This window comes from Pseudomonas sp. MF4836, from assembly GCF_002018875.1.
Classification (GTDB): Bacteria; Pseudomonadota; Gammaproteobacteria; order Pseudomonadales; family Pseudomonadaceae; genus Aquipseudomonas.
Genome location: NZ_MVOL01000009.1, coordinates 35,945 through 53,377 on the forward strand (window position 1 = coordinate 35,945; position 17,433 = coordinate 53,377).

At 59.4% G+C, this 17,433-nt stretch carries 18 protein-coding genes; 5 read left to right on the forward strand and 13 right to left on the reverse strand.

The window, feature by feature from the left end:
• Nucleotides 1-59: 59 nt before the first annotated feature.
• The 7 genes from ruvB to MF4836_RS20895 all read right to left on the reverse strand — a co-directional run bounded on the left by ruvB (nucleotide 60) and on the right by MF4836_RS20895 (nucleotide 6,195).
• Nucleotides 60-1,118 (reverse strand): Holliday junction branch migration DNA helicase RuvB, encoded by a 1,059-nt coding sequence (gene ruvB / locus MF4836_RS20865; RefSeq protein ID WP_020297262.1) that lies wholly within the window; start codon nucleotides 1,116-1,118, stop codon nucleotides 60-62.
• The gene (gene ruvA / locus MF4836_RS20870; protein WP_020297261.1) at nucleotides 1,119-1,727 is read right to left on the reverse strand and encodes a Holliday junction branch migration protein RuvA; all 609 of its coding nucleotides are present in this window, start codon (nucleotides 1,725-1,727) and stop codon (nucleotides 1,119-1,121) included. It abuts the gene before it with no gap.
• A gap of 116 nt (nucleotides 1,728-1,843) precedes the next feature.
• Nucleotides 1,844-2,368 (reverse strand): crossover junction endodeoxyribonuclease RuvC, encoded by a 525-nt coding sequence (ruvC, locus tag MF4836_RS20875; RefSeq protein ID WP_020297260.1) that lies wholly within the window; start codon nucleotides 2,366-2,368, stop codon nucleotides 1,844-1,846.
• A gap of 129 nt (nucleotides 2,369-2,497) precedes the next feature.
• A complete protein-coding gene (locus MF4836_RS20880; protein ID WP_078471857.1) occupies nucleotides 2,498-3,244 on the reverse strand; it encodes a YebC/PmpR family DNA-binding transcriptional regulator in 747 nt (248 codons plus the stop codon).
• 116 nt (nucleotides 3,245-3,360) lie between these two features.
• Nucleotides 3,361-5,136 (reverse strand): aspartate--tRNA ligase, encoded by a 1,776-nt coding sequence (gene aspS / locus MF4836_RS20885; protein ID WP_020297258.1) that lies wholly within the window; start codon nucleotides 5,134-5,136, stop codon nucleotides 3,361-3,363.
• 97 nt (nucleotides 5,137-5,233) lie between these two features.
• Complete coding sequence (locus MF4836_RS20890) at nucleotides 5,234-5,455, reverse strand: FmdB family zinc ribbon protein (protein WP_020297257.1); 222 nt, start codon at nucleotides 5,453-5,455, stop codon at nucleotides 5,234-5,236.
• Nucleotides 5,456-5,721: 266 nt separating this feature from the next.
• A complete protein-coding gene (locus MF4836_RS20895; protein ID WP_020297256.1) occupies nucleotides 5,722-6,195 on the reverse strand; it encodes a Dps family protein in 474 nt (157 codons plus the stop codon).
• Nucleotides 6,196-6,653: 458 nt separating this feature from the next.
• Here MF4836_RS20895 and MF4836_RS35975 point away from each other — a divergent pair, with 458 nt between their 5' ends.
• Nucleotides 6,654-7,259 (forward strand): cold-shock protein, encoded by a 606-nt coding sequence (locus tag MF4836_RS35975; RefSeq protein ID WP_020297255.1) that lies wholly within the window; start codon nucleotides 6,654-6,656, stop codon nucleotides 7,257-7,259.
• A 76-nt stretch (nucleotides 7,260-7,335) separates the two neighbouring features.
• Here the strand turns inward: MF4836_RS35975 and MF4836_RS20905 are convergent, their stop codons facing one another.
• Together MF4836_RS20905 and MF4836_RS20910 are read right to left on the reverse strand one after the other, a co-directional pair.
• On the reverse strand, nucleotides 7,336-7,542 hold the full coding sequence (locus tag MF4836_RS20905; protein WP_078471858.1) for a SlyX family protein: 207 nt from the start codon (nucleotides 7,540-7,542) through the stop codon (nucleotides 7,336-7,338).
• A 3-nt stretch (nucleotides 7,543-7,545) separates the two neighbouring features.
• Nucleotides 7,546-7,971 (reverse strand): HIT family protein, encoded by a 426-nt coding sequence (locus tag MF4836_RS20910; RefSeq protein WP_078472050.1) that lies wholly within the window; start codon nucleotides 7,969-7,971, stop codon nucleotides 7,546-7,548.
• A 921-nt stretch (nucleotides 7,972-8,892) separates the two neighbouring features.
• Between MF4836_RS20910 and MF4836_RS20915 the strand changes: the two genes are divergently transcribed.
• Nucleotides 8,893-10,245 carry an OprD family porin gene (locus tag MF4836_RS20915; protein WP_078471859.1) on the forward strand — a complete coding sequence of 451 codons (1,353 nt, stop codon included), beginning with the start codon at nucleotides 8,893-8,895 and terminating at the stop codon, nucleotides 10,243-10,245.
• 277 nt (nucleotides 10,246-10,522) lie between these two features.
• Here MF4836_RS20915 and MF4836_RS20920 read toward each other — a convergent pair whose 3' ends face one another.
• Together MF4836_RS20920 and MF4836_RS20925 are read right to left on the reverse strand one after the other, a co-directional pair.
• Nucleotides 10,523-11,365 carry a mechanosensitive ion channel family protein gene (locus tag MF4836_RS20920; protein ID WP_020297251.1) on the reverse strand — a complete coding sequence of 281 codons (843 nt, stop codon included), beginning with the start codon at nucleotides 11,363-11,365 and terminating at the stop codon, nucleotides 10,523-10,525.
• Nucleotides 11,366-11,499: 134 nt separating this feature from the next.
• The gene (locus MF4836_RS20925) at nucleotides 11,500-11,985 is read right to left on the reverse strand and encodes a YajQ family cyclic di-GMP-binding protein (protein ID WP_020297250.1); all 486 of its coding nucleotides are present in this window, start codon (nucleotides 11,983-11,985) and stop codon (nucleotides 11,500-11,502) included.
• A 145-nt stretch (nucleotides 11,986-12,130) separates the two neighbouring features.
• Here MF4836_RS20925 and MF4836_RS20930 point away from each other — a divergent pair, with 145 nt between their 5' ends.
• From MF4836_RS20930 to MF4836_RS20940, 3 genes are read left to right on the forward strand one after another with little or no spacing between them, the layout of a single operon-like run.
• On the forward strand, nucleotides 12,131-13,048 hold the full coding sequence (locus MF4836_RS20930; protein ID WP_078471860.1) for a putative 2-dehydropantoate 2-reductase: 918 nt from the start codon (nucleotides 12,131-12,133) through the stop codon (nucleotides 13,046-13,048).
• A 46-nt stretch (nucleotides 13,049-13,094) separates the two neighbouring features.
• The gene (locus tag MF4836_RS20935; RefSeq protein ID WP_078471861.1) at nucleotides 13,095-15,131 is read left to right on the forward strand and encodes a sensor histidine kinase; all 2,037 of its coding nucleotides are present in this window, start codon (nucleotides 13,095-13,097) and stop codon (nucleotides 15,129-15,131) included.
• Between the two features lie 2 nt (nucleotides 15,132-15,133).
• On the forward strand, nucleotides 15,134-15,715 hold the full coding sequence (locus tag MF4836_RS20940) for a cob(I)yrinic acid a,c-diamide adenosyltransferase (protein WP_078471862.1): 582 nt from the start codon (nucleotides 15,134-15,136) through the stop codon (nucleotides 15,713-15,715).
• A gap of 59 nt (nucleotides 15,716-15,774) precedes the next feature.
• Here the strand turns inward: MF4836_RS20940 and MF4836_RS20945 are convergent, their stop codons facing one another.
• Both MF4836_RS20945 and MF4836_RS20950 read right to left on the reverse strand, forming a co-directional pair.
• Nucleotides 15,775-16,716, reverse strand: coding sequence for a Nudix family hydrolase (locus tag MF4836_RS20945; RefSeq protein WP_078471863.1), 942 nt, complete (start codon nucleotides 16,714-16,716; stop codon nucleotides 15,775-15,777).
• Nucleotides 16,713-17,345 (reverse strand): glutathione S-transferase family protein, encoded by a 633-nt coding sequence (locus tag MF4836_RS20950; RefSeq protein ID WP_078471864.1) that lies wholly within the window; start codon nucleotides 17,343-17,345, stop codon nucleotides 16,713-16,715. Before MF4836_RS20950 ends, MF4836_RS20945 begins: the two co-directional genes overlap by 4 nt.
• Nucleotides 17,346-17,433: the final 88 nt, after the last annotated feature.

A 17,433-nucleotide genomic window follows, 5' to 3' on the forward strand; every position in this document is an offset into this window, starting at 1 on the left:
CGGTCATGCCTGCCCCTAGGACAGCACAAACCTCGAATAAATCGACACAGGACGAGTTTTTAATCGTCTACGGCATCGAGGAATTCGTCTACCACAGGCATCTCCCCCAATCGTGACGGAATGTTAAGACCGAAGTGCAAATAGGCATGCCGAGTCACCACGCGCCCACGTGGCGTGCGCATGATGTAGCCCTGCTGGATCAGGTACGGCTCGAGCACGTCCTCGATGGTGTGCCGTTCCTCGCTGATCGCTGCCGCCAGACTGTCGACCCCCACCGGCCCGCCATCGAACTTCTCGATCATGGTCAGCAGTAGACGTCGGTCCTGGTGGTCGAAGCCACGTTCATCGACGTCAAGCAGGTTCAGTGCAAGATCGGCAATCGGCTTGGTGATATGGCCCTTGGCCCGGACTTCGGCGTAATCGCGCACCCGACGCAACAGGCGGTTGGCGATCCGCGGCGTGCCTCGGGCACGGCGGGCGATCTCGAACGCACCGTCCGGGTCCAGGGGCAACCCCAGAATCGTCGCTGAGCGTCCGACAATGGTTGCCAGATCGGCGGTGCTGTAAAACTCCAGGCGCTGGACGATACCAAAGCGGTCACGTAACGGGTTGGTCAGCATCCCCGCACGGGTAGTGGCGCCCACCAGGGTGAACGGTGGCAGGTCGAGCTTGATCGAGCGCGCCGCCGGGCCCTCGCCAATCATGATATCGAGCTGGAAATCCTCCATCGCCGGATACAGTACTTCTTCGACGATTGGTGAAAGCCGGTGGATCTCGTCGATAAACAACACGTCATGGGGTTCCAGATTGGTCAGCAGCGCCGCCAGGTCTCCCGGACGCTCCAGCACCGGACCCGAAGTGCTCTTGATCGACACCCCCATTTCCTGGGCGATGATATTGGCCAGGGTGGTCTTGCCCAGGCCCGGCGGACCAAAGATCAGGGTGTGGTCCAGCGACTCATTGCGCCCACGGGCCGCCTGGATAAACAGCTCCATCTGCTCGCGCACGGTCGGCTGGCCGATGTACTCGGCCAGGCTGACAGGGCGAATCGCACGATCCTGGACTTCTTCGCGGTCACGGGGGCCCGTGGCGGCGATCAGACGATCAGCTTCAATCACTTAAATCATTCCCTTCAGGGCGCGGCGGATCATGTCTTCGCTACTCAAACCTTTTTCCTTGATGGCAGATACAGCCTTGCTCGCCTCCTGGGGCTTGTAACCCAGGGAAATCAGCGCGCTGACCGCATCGGTCTCGGCACTGGCCACTGGCGCCGGCCCGTCCGGCTGGTTGGGCACCAGGGCAAACATGCTCGGTACGGTTTCCCAGGCCTTGAAGCGGTCCTTGAGCTCAACCAACAAGCGCTCGGCGGTCTTCTTGCCCACCCCTGGCACCTTGGTCAGCGCCGACGTGTCCTGGGCTTGCACACAACGCACCAACTCATCGACTTCCAGACTGGACATCAAGGCCAGGGCCAGTTTCGGCCCGACACCATTGAGACGGATCAACTCGCGAAAAAAGTCTCGCTCGCGCTTGGTGCTGAAGCCGTAGAGTAACTGCGCGTCTTCGCGCACGACCAAATGGGTGTGCAAGGTCAGGGGTTCGCCGACCGACGGCAGGCGATAAAGCGTGGTCATGGGCACTTCAACCTCATAACCCAGACCGTTTACATCAAGAATCAGATGCGGCGGCTGTTTTTCAGCCAAATTGCCGCGCAAGCGTCCAATCACGTTTCAGATCCTTAAAGACTGGCCAGATTCAATGGCTGGCGAATAACCGAGCGAGCATGGCGGCCGGGCAGACAGGCACACCAGGCTCCACTCCTGAATAGACTGCGCAGATGCTATCAGAGACGCAGGCGACCGCCACGACTGCGTGCCGTACCCAGGCCATGGGGCAACAAGCTGGAGCGGGTGTGAGCATGGCAGATGGCAATTGCCAGGGCGTCCGAGGCGTCGATCTGCGGCTTGCTGGTGAGTTTGAGCAAGTGCATGACCATCATCTGCACCTGCTCTTTATTGGCGCCGCCAGTGCCGGCCACCGCTTGCTTGACTTGGGTCGCGGTGTATTCGGCGATCTCCAGGCTTTCCTCGGCCCCCGCGACAATCGCCGCGCCACGGGCCTGGCCCAGCTTCAAGGCCGAGTCGGCGTTGCGCGCCATAAACACCTTTTCGATGCCCATGGTCACCGGACCATAGGTCTGTATGACTTCGCGCACACCGCGATAAACGATCTGCAAGCGCTCGTGCAACTCGCCGCCACCGGTTCGAATGCAGCCCGAGGCGACGTACACGCAGCCACGCCCGGTATCACGGACCACGCCATAACCGGTGATGCGCGAACCGGGGTCGATGCCAAGAATAAGAGTCATAACGCCTGCTGCTGGAAAGAAATTGCCCGCCGACCGAAGCCGGAACCGCTAAAAGGCAGAAGCCGGAAGTACAGCACCGTTCGATCATCACGGCATTGCACCTCCGGCTTCATGAGTATTGCAGATGGATCAGCCGAGCTGCTCTGCCACCGACTCAGGAATATCCGCGTTGGAATAGACGTTCTGCACGTCATCCAGATCTTCCAGCATATCGATCAGCTTGAGGACCTTTTCCGCGCCTTCCAGATCCAGTTCGGCACTGGTGGTCGGCAGCATGACGATTTCCGCATCGGCGGCCTTGAATCCGGCGGCCTCCAACGAGTTGCGCACCGCGTAAAAACCGCCGAAGGAAGTGAACACGTCGACCGAACCGTCCTCGTTGCTCACCACGTCATCGGCGTCGGCTTCCATGGCGGCTTCAATCAGCGCGTCCTCATCGACACCCGGCGCAAAGGAAATCTGCCCCTTGCGCTCGAACAGGTAGGCCACCGAACCATCGGTACCCAGGTTGCCACCACACTTGCTAAACGCGTGACGCACGGCTGCTGCGGTACGGTTGCGGTTGTCGGTCATGCATTCGACCATCACCGCCACGCCGCCCGGGCCGTAACCTTCGTAGGTCAGTTCGACCATGTCGTCGGTATCGGCCGCGCCGGCACCACGTGCCACCGCGCGATCGATGATATCGCGGCTCATGTTCGCGCCAAGGGCCTTGTCCAGGGCCAGCCGCAGACGCGGGTTGGAGCCCGGGTCCCCACCGCCCTGACGGGCAGCGACAGTCAGCTCACGAATCCACTTGGTGAAAATCTTGCCTTTCTTGGCATCCTGACGCTCTTTGCGGTGCTTGATGTTCGCCCACTTGGAATGACCTGCCATAACTTGCTCCAAATTCTCTTTGAAACCTTGTCCGCGACGCCCTTGCAGCGCGCGAACAACAAAATCCGGACCCAATAGAAAAAGGCGCACCCGAAGATGCGCCTTATCAGGTCAGCTTACTCAGCCTTGGGCTGTTCGCGAAGACGAATGTGCAGCTCGCGCAAGGCCTTGGCGTCTACCAGGCCCGGGGCCTGAGTCATGACGCAAGCGGCACTCTGGGTTTTCGGGAAGGCGATCACTTCACGGATCGACTGGGCGCCGGTCATCAGCATGACCAGGCGGTCCAGACCGAAAGCCAGGCCACCGTGTGGCGGCGCGCCGTATTTCAGGGCGTCGAGCAGGAAGCCGAATTTCTCTTCCTGTTCCGCTTCGCTGATACCCAGCAGGCGGAAGACCGATTGCTGCATCTCTTTGCGATGGATACGAATCGAACCGCCACCCAGCTCGGTGCCGTTCAGAACCATGTCGTAGGCACGGGACAGAGCGGTCGCCGGGTTGGCTTCGAGCTCTTCCGGGGTGCACTTGGGCGCGGTGAACGGGTGATGCAGCGCGGTGAAGCTGCCATCGTCGTTCTCTTCGAACATAGGGAAGTCGACGACCCACATTGGCGCCCACTCGCTGGTCAGCAGGTTCAGATCGTTACCGACCTTGATCCGCAGCGCACCCAGGGCCTCGCTGACGATCTTCGACTTGTCGGCACCGAAGAACACGATGTCGCCATCGACCGCACCAACGCGATCCAGGATCACATTGAGGTTGGCTTCAGGGATGTTCTTGACGATTGGCGACTGCAGGCCTTCGACGCCTTTGGCGCGCTCGTTGACCTTGATGTAAGCCAGGCCCTTGGCACCATAGATGCCAACAAACTTGGTGTAGTCGTCGATCTTGCTGCGCGGCATGCTCGCGCCACCAGGTACGCGCAGGGCGGCAATACGGCTTTTCGGGTCGTTGGCCGGGCCGCTGAACACCTTGAACTCGACATCCTTGAGCTGGTCGGCAACGTCTACCAGTTCCAGCGGGTTACGCAGGTCCGGCTTGTCGGAACCGTAACGACGCATGGCCTCGTCCCAGGTCATGTGCGGGAATTCGCCGAATTCCAGACCCAGCACTTCCTTGAACAGGTTGCGGATCATGCCTTCGGTGAGGCCCATGATGTCTTTTTCATCGAGGAAGCTGGTTTCGATGTCGATCTGGGTGAATTCAGGCTGGCGGTCGGCACGCAGGTCTTCGTCGCGGAAGCACTTGGCGATCTGATAGTAGCGATCGAAACCGGCCACCATCAGCAGTTGCTTGAACAGCTGCGGCGATTGCGGCAGGGCGAAGAAGCTGCCGGCGTGGGTGCGGCTCGGCACCAGATAGTCACGCGCGCCTTCAGGGGTGGCACGGGTCAGGATCGGGGTTTCGACATCCAGGAAGCCGTTTTCATCCAGGTAGCGACGGATGCTGGTGGTCATGCGCGAGCGCAGACGCAGTTTTTCCAGCATTTCCGGGCGACGCAGGTCGATGAAGCGATAACGCAGGCGGGTTTCTTCGCCAACGTCGGAGAATTCGTTGAGCGGGAACGGCGGGGTTTCCGCTTCGTTCAATACTTCCAGCTCGTAGCCCAGCACTTCGATCATGCCCGACGCCATGTTGGCGTTGCCGGCACCGGCTGGGCGCAGGCGCACCTTACCGGTGATCTTGACTACGTATTCACTGCGCACACGGTCGGCAGCAGCAAAAGTGTCAGCGCGATCCGGATCGAATACCACTTGGGCCAGACCTTCACGATCACGGATATCGAGGAAAATCACCCCGCCATGGTCACGACGACGGTGGACCCACCCGCAAAGAGTAATTTCCTGACCTTCCAGGCTTTCGTTCAGTTGGCCGCAATAATGGCTGCGCATCATGGTAGTGGTTTCACTTCTCGTAATTCGAAATTCGGTGGGAGGCCTTGCGCACCTCTAAGGTGCCGGATAGTGCAAGAACTCGCGCGTGTCGTTCAACTTAGTCAGCTTTGTCGCCGCCGGCCAGATTCTTCTTGGTGCCGGTCTTGAAGTCGGTCTCGTACCAGCCGGTGCCGCTGAGGCGAAAGCCAGGCATGGACAGCATTTTCTTCAATTCGGGCGCCTGGCAGGCAGGGCAGTCGACCAGTGGATCGGCACTGATCTTTTGAATGGCTTCCAGCTGATGACCGCAGGAGGCACATTGGTAGTCGTACATGGGCATGGGACGTCTCGACAATCAGAATGGAGCTTGAACTGCAGTCAGAGCCCACGCCAAAGCCCGGGCTACGGAACAAAGGGCGTGATTATATCCATTAAATCGACCCTGTGCAGCCGTATCCGGGCACAGAGCAAGGTTCACAGTACCCAGAGTGGCACCCGCCCAGTGACAGACCGCACCGCAGTCATTGCTGAGCATCGGCCAAATGGCAGGATATAAAGGCAGCGCGACGACGAGTGACGCCAAACGGCACCACTCGTCCCCGGCGGTTAGCGGTTATCGAGCAGCGAGCGCAGCATCCACGCGGTTTTTTCATGAACCTGCATGCGCTGGGTGAGCAAGTCCGCGGTAGGTTCGTCACTGACCTTGTCCAGCAACGGGAAAATGCCACGCGCCGTACGGGTCACGGCTTCCTGACCGGCGACCAATTGCTTGATCATCTCTTCGGCACTCGGCACGCCCTCTTCTTCCTTGATTGAAGAAAGGCGGGCATAGATCGAGTAGGCGCCAGGTGCCGGGAAGCCCAGCGCGCGGATGCGCTCGGCGATCAGGTCGACTGCCAGGGCCAGCTCGTTGTACTGCTCCTCGAACATCAGGTGCAGGGTACGAAACTGTGGACCGGTGACGTTCCAGTGAAAGTTATGAGTCTTCAGATAAAGCACGTATGTATCTGAAAGCAGGCGGGAGAGGCCATCCACGATGGATTTGCGGTCTTCTTCGCTGATACCGATATCGATTGCCATGTTTATCTCCGTTGACAGGTTGAATTCACCAAACCAGGTGCCGAACCACTCTAGCAAGAGTCAATCACCCTCGCTGAGCGGATTTCCCTTGAGGCCTGCGGTCAATTGTCCCGCAAGCTGCGACGTGCCATCACTCGGCTGCGAAAGCCCACGATGGAACGACTGAAAAACGGTGCTTATTGAAAATGCGGGCGCCAGCTCTCTAAATCAAGGCTTTGCACGATACTGCAAAGATTTGCGCTCCCCGCCGCCGCCCTGCCCGCTCCCACCGACACCGCAGCTGATTTGAGAAGGCAAGGGCTTTACTGTTAAATAGGCACCGTGTCGTTGTTGCCTATTTCTTCGGCCACAACGCATAGGCTGATACCACGTACGTGCCCAACGCCTCCCATTGTTCAGAAGCGAACCGTGCGTCATCAGCTCTTCCTTGCGATCCGTCTTAACGTGAGTTAATTAAAATGTTGAAAATCGTCCACCTGCTAACGGGCGCTGCGGCTCTGCTGCTGTCCTTTATCCCCAGCCTTCGGTCTGAGGCCATTCCCTACCTGCAACAACCTGATGCTGTATACCTGGCCTTTTTCGGCCTGCTCAACCTCACTCTGGCTCCGGTTATCCCTTACTGGAACAGAGGTCCACGTCACCAACTGCAAAACCTGGTCAGCGCGCTGCTGGTTCTGGCCGTGGTCCTGCAGACACTCACCCTGCTTGCTCCAATGCCGGTCATCGGCGGCCAACCTGCCGTACTGTTCAGCCTGCTGACGGCGGTGATTGCCGTGGTTCTGCACCTGGCGGTCAGCTTCTACAAGTCGTCACCGGCTGCTGCCTCCTCCCAAACCTATGACATGACCAATCGCGATACGGGCACCGTCAAATGGTTCAACACGTCCAAGGGCTTCGGTTTTATTTCCCGCGATTCCGGGGATGATATTTTCGTGCACTTTCGCGCTATTCGCGGAGAAGGCCATCGCGTCCTGGTCGAAGGCCAGCGCGTGGAGTTTTCGGTGATGAACCGTGATAAAGGCCTGCAAGCCGAAGATGTGATCGCCGCTCTGCCGCGTCGCTGATTCAGCCGAAAAAAAACCGCGTTGCAGCCTCGCTGCAACGCGGTTTTTTATTGCCCGGCCAATACACGACCTTGAATCAGTAATGCGGCGGCGGGGCCTCCTCCTCGAACGTTTCGAATTGACCGGCCATTTCCGCCTGGCGCTTGAGCAAGGCTGCCATCTGCAATTGCAGGCGCTCGACCACGCGCTGTTGCGCCACCAACACATCGTTCAGGGTCTGGATGGTGTCATCCTGAAACGCCAATCGGCTTTCCAACTCCATTACACGCTCATCAAGGCTCATGAGTCAGGCCTCCAGGAACTTGAAGTCATCGGCCAGCACCAGGCGCAAACGCTCACGAATAGTTGCCACCTGCTCGGCCGTGTAAGGCCGCGCCGGGTGCTTGCCCCATACCGGGGCTGGCCAGGCAGCATCGTCACGTCGCCGCACAATAACGTGCATATGCAGTTGGCTGACTACATTACCCAGGGCTGCCACATTCAACTTGTCGGCATCGAACGAGTCTTTGAGCAACTCGGCGAACGCCGTGGTTTCGCGCCACAGTTGTTGTTGATCAGCATCATCTAATTGAAACAACTCGCTGATGTCGGCGCGACGTGGAACCAGAATGAACCAGGGATAATTCGAGTCGTTGGACAACAGCAACCGGCACAACGGGAAGTCGCCGATAGGCAATGTGTCTTGTTGAAGCCGTGGATCTAAAGCGAACACCGCGCGCACTCCCGCTCAGTTCATCAAATTTAAGCTTGGTGCCCGACAAGGCTGGCAGCCTGCCTGGCGAAAGGATGCAGCATACCCGCGAATGCCTTCGGGTTCATCGCCATCCGCCCTGAACTGCACGCTGCGCTACACACCCTGCAAAAGAAAAGTCCATCGCCCCACGGCGGAACATTTTCAGCGCCAACGCACCATCAAAGCGCCGACCGTTAGGCGTGATCTTGATCGGGCACCGCGCCCGCTCGGCCATGGCAGCGTCTGCAATGGCACAACTGTATGAATTCGGCACAGCAGTCATGAACTTTTGCACCAAAACCGCACAGTGCGTCTACTCTTAGTGCGTCACGCATCCGCCGTTTACTCACAAACGGGGTGAACCGGTAACGTTTTTGATGGTCTCGCGTTTTTTTCGCAGGGAGCAACACAACCCAAGAAGCGGCGTCAAGCCCGAACCAAAGGACCTTAAAACGCAGGTTTTATGAGGTTTTTACAGGCCCGGGCCGAAGGTTAAAAAAAAATCCGAGCTTTTGCTGATTTGAGCACGCTTGTTGCATTCACCCCCACATCGTCTAAAAGAGGCTCTGCGAAAGAGAACCGCTTATAGGCCAATAATAATAGTGGCAGGGTCGCCCCATGCTGTTTTGATTGCCCACGACGAGGGTCTTTCTTACGTCAATACGGCTTTCAAAAACGACGCTTTAGTTGTCAGTCCGAATACAGTTGGACTACGAAATTGCGACATGGATCGAGCAATTTGCGACAGGCTCGTAAAGAAGCCGAAAGGATAGATACGCAAGTATCGCCAACATTGTCAGCGTGATATAAGTTTGCGCCGACACAAAAAGAAAGAGCCGCCCAGATAATAAATCAGGTGGGACGGCAGTACTCTTCTAAAAACCAAAGGAGCAAATCACGATGCGCGTGATGAAGTGGAGCATGATCGCCCTGGCTGTTTCAGCAGGCACCTCGCAGTTCGCAATCGCGTCTTCTCAGGACGAAGCCAAGGGCTTCATCGAAGACAGCACCCTGACTGCGAAAACTCGCATGATGTACATGAACCGCGATTTCAAAAGCGGCGTAGGCAACGATCGTCGCGCTAACGGTACCAATACCACCAGCGATGACGGCATCAGCGGCTATCGCCAGGACACTGGCATCAGCGAATTGCTCAACTATCAGTCCGGCTTCACTCAAGGCACCGTAGGTGTCGGCGTGGACGCAATGGCAATGGGCAGCGTCAAGCTTGATGGCGGCGCAGGCCGTGCAGGTAACGGTCTGTTCGGTACCAACGGTGCCGGCGAACCAGAAAACACCCAATCCAAAGCTGCAGCAGCCGTCAAACTGCGCTTGTCGGATACTGTACTCAAGTACGGTAACCAGGTTGTATCCAGCCCGGTATTCACTACCGATGACGGCCGTCTGTTGCCTGAAATCGCGACCGGCACCTTGCTGACCAGCAACGAAATCAAAGGCCTGGAGCTGACCGCAGGTCGCTTCACCGCCATGAGCGGCCAAACCGGCATGGCTCGTGACAGCATCAACGGCCGCAACACCGCTGACGGTACCTACAAGCCAGGTCTGACTGCAGCCAACATCGCAGGCGCTACCTACTCCGGCCTTGAAAACTTCATCTTCGCGGTCCATGCGTCCGACATCGAAGACTACTGGAAGAAGCAGTACTTCAACGTGAACTACACGTTGCCACTGAGCGAAAAACAATCGCTGAACTTCGACCTCAACGCCTACCGCAGCAAAGACGACGGCAAGAAACTGGCCGGCAATCTGGACAACAAAGTCTGGAGCCTTGCAGCTGCCTACAGCATCGAAGCTCACAAATTCACCGTGGCCTACCAGCAGTCCAGCGGCAAGACCGGCTACAACTACGGTGTTGACGGCGGCGGTACTGTGTACGTAGCCAACTCGGTGCAGATCTCCGACTTCGTGGGTGAAGACGAGAAATCCTGGCAGGCTCGCTACGACATCAACATGGCGTCGTTCGGTGTTCCTGGCCTGAGCTTCATGACTCGCTACATCCGTGGTAGCAACGTTACCGTCCGTGATGAAGACGGCACTCCAGGCAGCGATGGCACCGAGCACGAGTGGGATCTGGAAGCCAAGTACGTGCTTCAAGAAGGCCCGGCCAAGGACCTCTCGTTCCGTCTGCGTAACGCAATTTACCGTGGTAGCAACGCCGATTATCGCGGCACCAACTACGACAACCTGAACGACCTGCGTCTGATCGTCGAGTACCCGCTGAGCATCTTGTAATTCAGCGGCTATTCGATAGCGCTAGAGCCCTGCTCTAACAAAAACCGCCCACCTGATTCAGGTGGGCGGTTTTTTTATGCCTGACGCATAACAAACAACCAAACTACTAAATAGGTAGCTAACAAAGTTATGGCTGGTGCGGCAGCTAAAGTTGCGACGCAAACTTAGCCCAAAAGTTATTAACCCTGATTGCAGTACGCCAGAAACAATCAAGGGGCGTAACGCCCCTTGAGTTTATTGCAGATACTTGACTGACCAGACAAGTAATAAAACTGTCTTATTGCGGTGCAGCTTCCTGAACGACTCGAATGACTCGCTGTGGAAACGGGATATCGATCCCGGCCGCCCGCAATCGATCACGGGACAACTCGTTAAAGCGGAACATCACATCCCAATAGTCCGCAGTCTTCACCCATACCCGCAACGACAAGGTAATAGCGCTATCACCCAGGGTAGAAACCACAGCCACCGGTGCCGGGTCGGCCAGGACTCGTTCGTCCTTGGCCAGCTCCAGCAACACCTCACGGGCCTTCTGCAAATCGGCGTCGTAATCCACCCCGACATCAAACACCACTTTGCGGGTCGGTTGACGGTTGTAGTTGGTGATGATGCCGTTGGACAGATTACCGTTAGGCACGATGACCGTCTTGTTATCACCGGTACGCAGCACGGTATGGAAGATCTGGATGCTGTCGACCGTACCGCTGATGCCCTGGGCTTCGATCCAGTCGCCGATACGGAAAGGACGGAACAGCAAAATCAGCACGCCACCGGCAAAGTTGGCCAGGCTGCCCTGCAACGCCAGGCCGATGGCCAGGCCTGCGGCACCGATCGCGGCCACGAAGGACGTGGTTTCGACACCAATCATCGAGGCCACGCTGACAATCAGCAGAACCTTGAGGATGATATTCGCCAGGCTGCTGATAAACCCCTGCAACGCCAGGTCGGCATTGCGCAACGCCAACAATTTTCCAACCTTGTGGGTCAGCTTGTTGATCAACCACCAGCCCACGGCCAGGGTAATGACTGCCAGCAACACGCGGCTGCCGTACTCCATGATCATCGGGATCCAGGCTTGGGAAGCCTTGACCAGATTGTCCACTTCAGCGTTCAAATCCATCTATATCTCCAGATTTCCGGGGTTCCGGCTTGCATGACTGAGTGGCAGAACAACCAAGCCCACACGCTCAATCGTTTCTGCCCTTGCTCCGGCCTCGGACGCCAAGAAGGCCTGGAGGTTCCCGAAGCAGCCGATCAGTCGCGGAAGTTGTTGAATTGCAGCGGCATGCCGAACTCTTTGGCACGCAGGGCTGCGATGGCTTCCTGCAGATCGTCGCGCTTCTTGCCGGTGACCCGCACCTGCTCGCCCTGGATTGCAGCCTGAACCTTCAATTTCGCATCCTTGATATGAGCGACGATCTTCTTCGCCAGCTCTTTATCGATACCTTCCTTGAGGACCGCGTCCTGCTTCATCAATTTGCCCGATGCATAGGCATCCTTGACTTCAAGGCACTGCACGTCGATTTTGCGTTTGACCAGCGCCAGCTTGAGGATCTCGATCATCGCTTCCAGCTGGAAGTCGGCTTCGGCGGTGAGGTTGACGGTCAGGTCCTTTTCCTTGAACTCGAAGCTGCCCTTGCCCTTCAAGTCATAACGACGGTCCAGTTCCTTGACGGCGTTTTCCACTGCGTTAGTGAGTTCGTGTTTGTCCAGTTCGGATACCACGTCAAACGACGGCATGTAGTCTCTCCAATAAAAAAGGGGCGCAGCTCGATAAAAATGGAGCGCGCCTGGCTTGCGGTTAAAATCCGCGCTCATTATAACGGGTCTTTTCCCTCCTTCACCGCGAGCCACTCATGTGTTCGCCAAACAGAGCAGAAAGCTGATGAGCACTACCTGGCATGTACTCGGCGCCGGCAGCCTCGGCACCTTGTGGGCTACGCGACTGGCCCGGGCCGGCTTGCCGGTCAGGCTGATCCTGCGGGACCAGGCGCGCCTGCTGGCCTACCAGGCGGCCGGCGGGCTGACCCTGGTAGAACACGGCCAGGCCTGCGTCCAGGCAATCGCAGCTGAAACCCTGGATGCGTCGACACCTATCAAGCGGTTGCTGGTGGCGTGCAAGGCATACGACGCCGCGCAGGCTGTCGCTCACCTGGCGCCACGCCTGAGTGCCGACGCTGAACTGATCCTGCTGCAGAACGGCCTGGGCAGCCAGGACGCGGTGGCAGCCCAGGTCCCGCAGGCGCGGTGCATTTTTGCCTCGAGCACTGAAGGCGCCTTTCGCGACGGTGACTGGCGAGTGGTGTTTGCCGGCCATGGCTACACCTGGCTGGGGGACGTCGGCCACCCGGTCGCGCCGCCCTGGCTGGATGACCTGACCCACAGCGGCATTCCCCACGAATGGAGCGCCGATATCCTGACCCGGCTGTGGCGCAAGCTGGCCCTCAATTGCGCGATCAACCCGCTGACGGTGCTCCACGATTGTCGCAATGGCGGCCTGCAACAACACCAATGCGAAGTCGCCACCCTCTGCGCCGAACTCGGCGAACTGCTGGAATGTTGTGGACAGCCCGCCGCCGCACAGGACCTGCAACAGGAAGTCGAACGGGTGATCCAGGCCACCGCCGCCAATTACTCGTCGATGCATCAAGACGTAGCCAGCCAGCGCCGCACCGAAATCAGCTACCTGCTGGGGTACGCCTGCAAGGTGGCAACCAGGCATCAGTTGAACCTGCCCCACCTTTTCCAATTGCAGCAACGCCTGATCGAACTCCTGCAACAGCGCGGATTGCCCAGCGACTGAGCAGCGGCTACGCTGCCCACTTGCTCATCCTTAGCGACGTTCCCTGATGCCATTGCGCCAGCGCCTTGAAAACCTGCCGGTCGGCCAAAAGCTGCTGGCAGCCCTGCTTGTCCTGCTGACCACGGTCCTGCTGGTCGCCAACCTCACGTTTATCAGCGCCGCCTACTGGATCTCCCAGGAAAGCATGGCACCCCAGGCCTTGCAGACCATCGGCCGCCTCATCTCCAACCCGACACTCGCCACCGAGGCGCTGGATTCGCCACAAAGCGCCGAACGCCTGCTCAACGAACTCAACAGCTATTCGCCGTTACGGGCCGCAGCGGTCTACGACGGCAAAGGCGCGCGCCTGGCGCAGTTGCAACACGGCGAGCGGCTCAAGCTGCCAGAACGCTATCGCCATATAGAAGCCTGGCAACTCACCGAATTTCGCAGCAACCAGGTGATTACCCTGCCCCGCCCCGGCCAGGCTCCCGGGCACTTGCTGCTGGTGGCCAGCAGCGAACTGCCGATGGCCTTCTACACCGGCACCCTTACCGCCAGCCTGGGGATCCTGATCTTCAGTGTGCTGTTGTGGCTGGTCATTGCCCGACAGATCAAGCGCCTGATCACCCAGCCGATTCATCAGCTTGAAGAGCTGTCGCGACAGGTCACCCGCGAGGAAAACTACGCCCTGCGGGCCGGGCGCGGCAACCACGATGAAATCGGCAGCCTGGCTGAAGCCTTCAACACCATGCTGTCGCGCATCGAAGCCCGCGAGCAGCAGCTCAAGCGCGCTCGCGATGACTCCCAGGCAGCCTATGACCAGGCCCAGGGGCTGGCGGAAGAAACTCGCCACACCAATCGCAAGCTGGAGCTGGAAGTCCAGGTACGGAGCAAGATCGAGAAGAAGCTCACCGGCTTCCAGAACTACCTGAACAGCATCATCGACTCCATGCCCTCGGCCCTGATCGCCCTCGACGAACAGCTTTATGTCACCCAGTGGAACCAGGAAGCCAGCGCCCTTTCCGGCACACGCCTGGACGAGGCGCTGAACCAGCCGATCTTCCTCGCCTTCGAGCCACTCAAGCCGTTCCTGCCACAACTCAAGGAAACCGTGGAGCAGCACACCGTGACCAAGGTCGAACGGGTCACCTGGTTCAAGGACGACGAGGCCAAGCACTACGCCCTGACCTTTTACCCCTTGATGGGCGGTGCCGGGCGTGGGGTGGTGATCCGCATTGATGACATCACTCAGCGCCTGTCACTGGAAGAAATGATGGTGCAGTCGGAAAAAATGCTCTCGGTCGGTGGGCTGGCCGCCGGCATGGCCCATGAAATCAATAACCCGTTGGGCGCGATCCTGCACAACGTGCAGAACATCCGTCGCCGCCTGTCCCCCGAACTGCCGAAAAACCTGGAACACGCCGAGCAGGTCGGCATCGAACTGGACACCGTCAACCGCTACCTGCAAAGCCGTGAAGTGCCGCAACTGCTCGATGGCATCCAGCAGGCCGGGGCTCGGGCAGCGAAAATCGTCACCCACATGCTCAGCTTCAGCCGTCGCAGCAACCGGCAGATGGCTCCCTGCGACCTGCCGGCGCTGATCGATCAGGCAGTGGAAATCGCCGGCAACGACTTCGACCTGACCATAGGTTTCGACTTCAAGGGCCAGGCCATCGTCCGCCAGTTCGACCCGCAACTGGGCCCGGTGCCCGGCACCGCCAACGAATTGGAACAGGTCCTGCTCAATCTGCTGAAAAACGCCGCCCAGGCCATTCACCTGCGTGAAGACGACAGTGAGCCGGGGCGGATTATTCTGCGCACGCGCCTGAACCCGCCCTGGGCGGAAATCCAGGTCGAGGACAACGGCATCGGCATGAGCGAAAACGTGCGCAAACGCACGTTCGAGCCCTTCTTCACCACCAAGGAAATCGGCCAGGGCACCGGCCTTGGGCTGTCGGTTTCGTACTTCATCATCACCAACAACCACAAGGGGCAGATGGAAGTGCACTCGACCCAGGGCCAGGGCACTTGCTTCACGCTGCGCCTGCCGCTGGCCGGCGCCCAACTGCCCAACCCCGGACAACTGGAACTGGAGAGATAAACATGGGCTTTCGCCTGTCGAAGATTTACACCCGCACCGGCGACAAAGGCGAGACCGGGCTTGGCGATGGCCGCCGGGTGCCCAAGGATCATCCCCGGGTCGAAGCCATCGGCGAAGTCGATACCCTCAACAGCCAACTGGGCCTGCTGCTGGCCGGATTGGCCGAACACAGTGTCGAGAACCCTGGCTTGAAGCAGGTCATCGAAGTACTGACGCCGTGTCAGCACCGGCTGTTCGATTTGGGTGGGGAGCTGGCGATGCCGGTGTATCAGGCGCTGAACACGGCAGAAGTCGAGCGCCTGGAAACGGCCATCGACCTCTGGAACGAGGAACTTGGCCCCCTGGAGAACTTCATTCTGCCCGGCGGCTCGGCGTTGATAGCCCAGGCCCATGTCTGCCGCAGCCTGGCGCGCACTGCCGAGCGTCGCTGCCAACAGCTGAATGCGCTGGAGCCCCTGGAAGGCGTTGGCCTGGCGTATATCAATCGCCTGTCGGACTTACTGTTTGTCGCTGCGCGCCTGATCGCCAAGCGCCAGGGTATCGCTGAAATCCTGTGGCAGGCGGCGGAAAAACCCTCCGCGTGATCGGCCAACCGCCCCCGGAATGATTCTATCGAGGGCGGCTGACGGGCAACGGGCGCGTTTCAATCCGGCCAGAACGCACGAATCCCCGCCACGCCCTGGGCTCCGGCGGCCCACGCCTGCTGGCACTCGGCCGGTCCGACCCCGCCCAGCAGGTACACCGGTTTGTTGAAACCGCTGATCAACTGACTGGCCTGCTCCCACCCCAGCGGCTGGGCATCGGGATGAGTCTGGGTGGGCTGGACGGGCGACAAGGTGACGAAATCCACATCCATCTGCTGTGCCAGGGACAACTCCTCGGCATTGTGGCAGGAGGCTGCCAGCCAGCGGTCCTTGGGAAATGGTCGCCCGGCGCTGGCGTGCTTGCGCAGTTGTGCCGAGGTGATGTGCCAGCCTGCCGAAGGGAAATCCCCCAGCCACTCGAACGGCCCCTTGAGCATCAACTGCGCCTTGCCCGCGCACAGGCCGACGGCATCCACCGCCAGGTCGCGGTATTGCGGGTCGTAGCCGTTGGGCGCACGCAGCTGGACCAACTTGATGCCGCCGGCGATGGCCTTTTGTATGCCCCGCAGCAGCGCCGGGGTTTCCAAGCCCTCAGGGGTGATCAGGTACTCGGAAGGCAAGCGAGCGGCCGCCACGATCGGCTGGTTGGCTGCCGGAAACTCGTAGTTCGCCAGTTCTCGCGAGCTGACCCAGGCCAGAGGTTGCCCTTCCGCGCCATGGGCTTCACCGCTGAACGCCGATACTTCCCATACATCCAGCAGCACCTGCTTGTCCGGATAATCGTGCTGCACCTTGATCAGGGGTCGTGCCGCCTGCACCACAATCCCCAGTTCTTCCAGCAGCTCGCGGGCCAGCGCCACCTCCACCGCTTCACCGGCCTCGACCTTGCCGCCCGGGAATTCCCACAGGCCGCCCTGATGCTGGGTGTCGGCACGTCGGGCAATCAGGATCTTGCCGCTGACATCGCGGATAACGGCCGCGGCCACATGTACTCGTTTCACCGCACTATTTCCTCTAAACCGGCTTGCTGCCAGACCTTGAAGGCTGGCCATTGATAGATTGCCTCGACATAGGCCGCATCAACCGCCGGCAATGGCACCTGATAGGTCCGCAGACGCACGGCGACCGGTGCAAAAAACGCATCCGCGAGAGTCGCAGGGCCAAACAGGAACGGCCCGGGCTCGGTTGCCGTGGCACGGCACTCGGCCCATAACGCCAGCATCCGCTCGATATCCGCCTGGGCCTCCGGGGGCATTGGCGACAGTGGCGCGTCACGTGCCAGGTCGAAAGGCAAGTTGCCCCGCAGGCCGAAGAAGCCGCTGTGCATCTGCGCACACGCCGAACGCGCCTGGGCACGAGCGGCAGTATCAAGCGGCCATAGACGGGCCTCGGGAAAGCGTTCAGCCAGGTACTCGGCAATCGCCAACGAGTCGGCAATCGTGCCGTGCTCGGTCTTCAGCAAAGGCACCTTGCCGGTCGCCGAATGCCTGAGCAGGCGCTCGCGGGTGTCGGGCTGGTTGAGTTTGATCAGCTCTTCGCTGTAGGGGACGGCGGCCAGCTCCAGCGCCAAAGCCCCGCGCAAGGACCAGGAAGAATAGAGTTTGTCGCCGATGATCAGGTGGAAGCTCATGGTCTGACACCTTGTGTGATGCGAGGGACAGCGGGCTTGCCAGCGCCGGCAAGCCGCCCCTGGCCCATGGAAGCCAGAAACAGCCTGT